Origin of the sequence: Alkalihalobacillus alcalophilus ATCC 27647 = CGMCC 1.3604, from assembly GCF_000292245.2 — a bacterium.
Lineage (GTDB): Bacteria > Bacillota > Bacilli > Bacillales > Bacillaceae_D > Alkalihalobacillus > Alkalihalobacillus alcalophilus.
Genome location: NZ_ALPT02000137.1, coordinates 1 through 5,390 on the forward strand (window position 1 = coordinate 1; position 5,390 = coordinate 5,390).

6 protein-coding genes are annotated in these 5,390 nt (G+C 38.1%); 5 read left to right on the plus strand and 1 reads right to left on the minus strand.

Translation table 11 applies throughout. The annotated features are described in order from the left end of the window. The first annotated feature begins 444 nt into the window (after nucleotides 1-444). The 5 genes from BALCAV_RS20460 to BALCAV_RS20480 all read left to right on the plus strand — a co-directional run bounded on the left by BALCAV_RS20460 (nucleotide 445) and on the right by BALCAV_RS20480 (nucleotide 5,127). The gene (locus tag BALCAV_RS20460) at nucleotides 445-1,680 is read left to right on the plus strand and encodes an ABC transporter substrate-binding protein (protein WP_003324677.1); all 1,236 of its coding nucleotides are present in this window, start codon (nucleotides 445-447) and stop codon (nucleotides 1,678-1,680) included. An 88-nt stretch (nucleotides 1,681-1,768) separates the two neighbouring features. After that, entirely contained in the window at nucleotides 1,769-2,635 is an 867-nt protein-coding gene (locus BALCAV_RS20465) for a branched-chain amino acid ABC transporter permease (RefSeq protein ID WP_003324678.1), read from the plus strand. Then, nucleotides 2,636-3,607, plus strand: a complete 972-nt coding sequence (locus BALCAV_RS20470; RefSeq protein WP_003324679.1) for a branched-chain amino acid ABC transporter permease — start codon at nucleotides 2,636-2,638, stop codon at nucleotides 3,605-3,607. A gap of 63 nt (nucleotides 3,608-3,670) precedes the next feature. Next, nucleotides 3,671-4,441, plus strand: a complete 771-nt coding sequence (locus BALCAV_RS20475; RefSeq protein WP_003324680.1) for an ABC transporter ATP-binding protein — start codon at nucleotides 3,671-3,673, stop codon at nucleotides 4,439-4,441. Further along, nucleotides 4,435-5,127, plus strand: coding sequence for an ABC transporter ATP-binding protein (locus BALCAV_RS20480; RefSeq protein ID WP_003324681.1), 693 nt, complete (start codon nucleotides 4,435-4,437; stop codon nucleotides 5,125-5,127). The genes BALCAV_RS20475 and BALCAV_RS20480 overlap by 7 nt, the downstream gene beginning before the upstream one ends. Here the strand turns inward: BALCAV_RS20480 and BALCAV_RS22970 are convergent. Continuing rightward, nucleotides 5,113-5,390 (minus strand): hypothetical protein (locus BALCAV_RS22970; protein ID WP_235213159.1); only part of this gene is annotated, 278 nt, incomplete at its 5' end. The two genes, BALCAV_RS20480 and BALCAV_RS22970, sit on opposite strands and share 15 nt — an antisense overlap.

The window sequence follows — 5,390 nt, forward strand, 5'->3', positions numbered from 1 at the left end:
ATACATAATATTTAAGAGCTATAAACTATCTTATTTGGGGAAATAAAACCAAAATGAGATGGTTTTTTTGTTTTGCGGAAGGTTCAGTTGCCCCAAAAACGTTTAAATAGAAAAAAGAGCAATCGTTTATTTGGGATGGAAAAAATTTTATCTTTTTTTCATTTTACCTCCTGTTTTTAGTGGGTATTTCATTATGTAATAAACACGAAAAGATATTATTCGTAATGGATTAAAATAGGGAAAATACGAAAAATACTTATTTTTTATAGTAAAGGACCATTTAGTGAAAATCAATTTAAGATTTAAATGTTTTATTTTTGCAACGAAAGTTTAAAAAAGCTATTGAATTTCAGAATGTTTAGATATATTATAAAATTCAGATAGTTAATTTAATCAAGGCTAGGTTTTTGAAAGCGCATTCATAAAAAAGGGAGGATTTTAATAATGAAAAAGTCACCGATTTTATTTGTCACAATGTTTCTTTTGGTAGTCTTTCTAACGGCCTGTGGTAATAGTGCAATTCAAAGTACTGGTTCTTCGAATGAGCAGCCGAGTAATAATGGCACAAATGAAGAAACAGATGAACAAGGAGTTGTTAAGATTGGAAGTATTTTACCCTTTTCTGGTGTCTACGCTTCACTTGGAAAGGATTTATCTGATGGCATGAAACTGTATTTTGATCAAGTAGATTGGGAAGCAGGCGGTGTGAAAATTGAAATGATTGAAGAAGACACAGAAGCAGATCCTCAAGTGGCTTTACGAAAATTACGAAAATTAATGGATCAAGATCAGATTGATATCTTAACAGGTGCGGTTAGTACAGCAGTCGCTTATGCGGTCCGTGATGAAGTAGATTCAAATCAGTTACCGTATTTAGCTTCTCATGCGGGTGGAAATGATTTAACAAGAGCTCAAAGAAGTGATTATATTTGGCGCTCTTCGTTTTCTTCATGGCAAATAGGTCATTCAATGGGAGCATGGGCTTACGAGAATATTGGTGAAAAGATTTATATGGCTGCTGCGGACTATGCATTTGGCCGCGAAGTATCGGCTGCTTTTAAAGAGGCTTATGAAGCGGCTGGCGGAGAAATTGTTGGTGAGGTGTACCCGCCACTTGGAAATAATGATTATGCTTCTTACTTAACAACAATTGGTTCAGCTGAAGCAGATGGGGTTTATGGATTTTTTGCCGGAAGTGATGCGGTACGATTTGTTCAACAATATGAACAGTACGGTTTAAAGGAACGATTTCCTTTAATTGGTTCAGGTTGGCTCGTTGCTGAAGATTTACGAGAGTCGATTGGGATGGCAGCTGAAGGGGCTTTTGTCTCTACTTTTTGGGACTACAATTTAGAAACAGCAGAAAACGAAGAGTTTGTGACAGCTTATGAGGAGGCTTATGACCGTCGACCGACGATTGAATCATTAGAAGGATATGATGCTGCTAGAATCATTGTTGAAGCTCTTACGGCTCTTGATGGTGATGTACAAGATCCAGACAAAATTGTTGAGGCGATTTCAGAAGTTGAATTTGTTAGCCCGCGAGGACCAATCAAGTTCGATCAAGACACTCATCACATTATTCAAAACCTTTATATTACAGAAACCGTAGTTGAGGGAGATAGAACAGAAAATAAAATTTTAGAAACTGTGGAGTCCGTCCAAGACCCAGGTGAATAAGGGTTCAAAATGGGATTGCTTATTGGCGGGGGGAGTTCTTGCCCCCGGCTAGTTAATACTTGATCAATAGAAAGAGAGGGGTATTGATGTGGATATTATCGGAGCACAGTTAGTGAATGGATTATCATACGGATTATTGTTATTTATTATCACTTGTGGACTTTCGCTCGTGTTTGGAATATTAGGGGTTTTGAATTTAGCCCATGGTTCTTTGTATATGTTTGGTGCTTATATTGCTTACTCCTTAACGGCAACCTTTTCACAAAGTTTTTGGTTGGCTCTCATTATTGCTCCTCTTAGTGTTGCTTTAATTGCATTGGTCGTGGAACGAGTTTTACTTCGCCCCACTTATCAGCTCGGTCATTTGTCTCAAGTGCTGCTGACATTTGGTTTAGCATATGTTTTTCATGACATTGCCTCCATTATATGGGGCTCGAATGTCTTAACGATTGTCGTACCGGACGTTTTTTCGGGTTCAATCTCGTTATTTAATCAGGTTTTTCCGGTTTATCGTTTAGTCGTTATTCTTGTCGGAATATTAATCGCCACTATTTTGTGGTATATCCAGAGCCAAACAAGGTGGGGGGCAATTATCCGTGCTGGCTTAAGTGATAAGGAGATGGTTGGGGCATTAGGTGTTAATATTAAGCTCGTGTTTACGGTTGTCTTTGTGATTGGAGGATTGTTAGCTGGTTTTGGTGGTGTTGTAGCAGCGCCGATTTTAGGGATTTATCCTAGTATGGAATTTCAAACACTTATATTAGCTTTAGTTGTGCTAGTCATTGGTGGGCTTGGTTCAATTGCAGGTACACTCGTAGCAAGTGTACTTGTCGGTATTGTTGAAACCTTTAGTCGCTTTTTATTCCCTGAACTTAGTATGTTTCTCATTTTTGGCTTAATGGCGATTGTTTTAGTCGTCAAACCAAATGGATTATTAGGAAAGAAGGTGGCCTAAATGAAAACATTCGTTTCATATGTAACGGTTCTCGTTTTATTAGGTTTAGCACCGTTTGTTTTATCGTTGTTTCATATTAATCTTCTTTCAGAAATTTTAATTTTAGCCATCTTTGCTTTAAGTTTAAACATCCTCGTAGGCTATACGGGCCTTGTTTCTTTAGGTCATGCTGCTTTTTTTGGAGTTGGTGCTTATACAGCGGCATTAACTGCCCAAAATTTATCAAGTAATTTGTTTATAACTATTGGTTTAGCTATTATTTGTTCCCTGATTGTCGCAGCACTTATTGGAATCTTTTGTATGAAAGTAAGCGGGTTTTATTTCTTGATGCTGACACTCGCTTTTTCGCAAATGATTTATTCGTTTGTTTATCAATCGACGTCGTTAACAGGTGGATCAAATGGATTATCAGGCATTCCGAGAGTAAGCATTGGCGATTTTCAATTTGGGAATCCTGTTCTCATTTTTTATCTCATTCTCGCAGTCTTTATGCTTGCTTATTTTGGTTTACGCCTTTTTGTTCAATCGCCATTTGGCCAAGTGTTGATTGGTATCCGCGAAAATGAAACCCGAGTTAAATCAATGGGCTACAATACTGGCTTATATAAATACTTTGCGTTTATTATTGCTGGGGCAATTGGTGGCTTAGCGGGCTCATTATATACGTTTTTCAACGGATTTATAGCCCCGACTGATGTGTATTGGACAATGTCAGGCGCTGTTCTCATTATGGTTTTAATAGGAGGAGCGGGGACAATGCTTGGACCTGTACTTGGGGCCGCTTTGATTGTGACGATGGAAACGGTCATTAGTTCATACACAAACTCGTGGATGTTAATAATCGGTGCAACCTTTATCATCTTTGTCATTTTCTTTCCAAAAGGATTGGTAGGTATCGGGCAATCGCTTTATCATTTGTTTTTGAAAAATAAAAGAAAGGGCAAGGTTGATGACAAATCAGAAGCGGCTTAACATCTTTTAAAACGAAAATTATGCATAAACAAATGAATAAGTGAAAGAGGAAGGGAGTCTCTGATGAAAAAAAGTGCGACATTAACAGTAGACGGTGTTGGAAAAAGCTTCGGTGGCCTTCATATTTTAAAGGATATTTCTTTAGAGGTTTTTAAAGGAGAGCGAATTGGGATTATTGGTCCGAATGGTGCAGGGAAAACAACTTTTTTTAATCTACTAACAGGTGATTTGCCACCGAGTAGGGGCGAAATCTATCATAATGACAAAAAGATTACGAAGTTGCCTAACTATAAGCGAACACGTCAAGGGATGGTCCGAACTTTTCAAAAAAATAATCTCTTAAATGAGCTCTCTGTTTTAGATAATTTATTATTAACATTACAGCGAAAATTAGGCTATGGTTATGTATGGTATAAAATGAGAAACGAAAAAAAGTACAAAGCAATCTATGAAGAAGCCCACCAATTATTAGAAAAGTGGGGGCTTAAACACCGTACGAATGCGATTGTTAAAAATTTGTCTTACGGGGAACAGAGGCAAATTGAAATTTTGCTAGGGGTTGCCTTAGAGCCACAAATCTTATTATTGGATGAACCGACGGCAGGAATGTCGCAATCAGAAACGGACTATATTGTTGACTTATTATATAAGCTGCCAAAGGATTTAACTTTATTAATTATTGAACATGATTTGGATGTTGTTTTTGGGATTGCTGATCGGATGGTCGTTTTATATGATGGTGGTGTTTTAGTAGAAGGAAGCCCAGAAATGGTTCGAAATGACCCGAAAGTGAATCAGATTTATATTGGGAGTGAGGAGGAGCAAATATGTTAGAGGTGAAAGACTTGCATACGTATTATGGGGAAAGTCATATTTTGCACGGAGTATCCTTACAAGTAAAAGAGAGTTCTGTTTCGATTCTTTTAGGAAGGAATGGGATGGGAAAAACGACAACGATTCACTCGATTATCGGGTTAGTTCCACCTAAATCTGGGCAGGTCATTCTAAGTGGTGAGGAGTTGCAAACAAAACCAAGCTATCAAATTTCTAAAATGGGAGTTGGACTCGTTCCACAAGGTAGAAGGATTTTTCCGAATTTAACCGTCAAAGAAAATTTGTTGACCACCCACCGATCAGTCAAAGGTGGATGGACGATAAACAAAATATTTGAGCTGTTCCCAAGGTTAAAAGAACGCGAAACGTCAATGGGAGGAAACTTGAGTGGGGGTGAACAACAGATGCTTTCTATTGGGAGAGCTCTGTTAACGAACCCCAAAGTGCTGTTACTAGATGAACCATCTGAAGGCCTGTCACCGATAATGGTGAAGGAAGTCGTAAATATTATTAAACAATTGAAAATGAGTGGGTTATCAATGCTCTTAGTTGAACAAAATGTCTCGATGGCATTAGAGTTGGCGGATCATGTCTATGTCTTAAATAAAGGAAAAGTTGTCTTTGATGGCACAGCAGAAGAATTTAGCCCAACAATCAGACATGATCTCTTGTCATTGAGCTCTTAACATGAGAAGGGATTCGTTATATCGACCAAGGAAAGCTTCCGCCCACGAAATCGCAATGCATTCCGCGGGAGAGCTTGAGCCCCGCGGCATTCCGTATCTATTGTCTGCTAGTTCAACCGAACATGAAAACGTGGAATGGTAAAGGGGATTCATTTGATTACAGTGCGAATAACAGATGATTAGTAATGAAAAAAGAGGATTCGTCTGATTATGGTGCGAATAATCGGTGATAGGTAATGAAATCTGAGAATCGCTGGAATTAC